Source organism: Vibrio sp. 10N.222.48.A3, assembly GCF_041475345.1.
Lineage (GTDB): Bacteria > Pseudomonadota > Gammaproteobacteria > Enterobacterales > Vibrionaceae > Vibrio > Vibrio tasmaniensis_A.
In genome coordinates, this window is sequence record NZ_JBFRVX010001038.1 from 1 (window position 1) to 1,092 (window position 1,092).

The window sequence follows — 1,092 nt, forward strand, 5'->3', positions numbered from 1 at the left end:
GTGATGCACAGTCCTTAGTCGCAAGCGACTGGGGGCGCCAGATGTTCTTGGGGGCGCTCTACTTCCTACCTGTTTATGCCACCGTATTTGTGGTCGGGGGCTTCTGGGAAGTTTTATTTGCCGTTGTACGAAAACACGAGGTGAATGAAGGCTTTTTTGTAAGCTCGGTACTGTTCGCACTTATTCTTCCGCCAACTATCCCGTTGTGGCAAGCCGCTTTGGGTATCACCTTTGGTATCGTTGTCGCGAAAGAGCTGTTTGGTGGTACAGGGCGAAACTTTCTCAACCCTGCACTAGCGGGGCGAGCGTTTCTTTACTTTGCTTATCCCGCCAACATGTCCGGTGGCTTGGTATGGGTGGCAGCTGATGGTTATTCTGGCGCAACACCGCTCAGCCAATGGTATGAGGGGGGGAGCTCGTCGCTGATCAACAACATGACTGGTGAGGCCATCACTTGGATGGATGCCTTTATCGGTAATATTCCGGGCTCGATGGGCGAGGTTTCTTCATTGCTCATCATGTTGACGGGTCTGATTTTGATCGTCATGAAGATAGCGTCTTGGCGCATTGTGGCTGGTGTGATTGTTGGGCTTGTGGCAACGTCGAGTTTACTGAACTGGATTGGCTCTGATACCAACTCGATGTTCTCGATGCCGTTCTACTGGCACTTTGTATTGGGCGGTGTTGCCTTTGGCACTTTCTTTATGGCAACCGACCCAGTTTCTGCCGCGTTTACTAATCAGAGTAAGTGGGCTTACGGGATTCTGATCGGTGTGATGACGGTCGGTATTCGAGTGCTCAACCCTGCTTATCCAGAGGGCATCATGTTGGCGATCTTGTTTGCTAACCTGTTTGCTCCGCTGTTCGACTTTGTAGTGAAAGAGCAAAACATCAAACGTAGACAGAAACGAACATTGCGCTGATTTTAATGCGGAACAGGGAAAGTTACTCCCATAAGAAAGGCTTGCATCGCTGCAAGCCTTTCAATTTTTATTGCGATTGATTTGAAGTTGATTTAACTCCATTTCAAATCAATTTCGAACGGTTGGGTGTTACCACAATGCTCACCGCACATCTCGTCGTATGCACTGT

General features: G+C 49.2%; 1 protein-coding gene and 1 pseudogene. One reads left to right on the top strand and one right to left on the bottom strand.

Translation table 11 applies throughout. The annotated features are described in order from the left end of the window. Window positions 1–923 (top strand): NADH:ubiquinone reductase (Na(+)-transporting) subunit B (locus tag AB4653_RS23380; protein ID WP_372105439.1); only part of this gene is annotated, 923 nt, incomplete at its 5' end. 92 nt (window positions 924–1,015) lie between these two features. Here AB4653_RS23380 and AB4653_RS23385 read toward each other — a convergent pair. Then, window positions 1,016–1,092 (bottom strand): annotated as a pseudogene (locus AB4653_RS23385) (Na(+)-translocating NADH-quinone reductase subunit B); the annotation flags it as partial.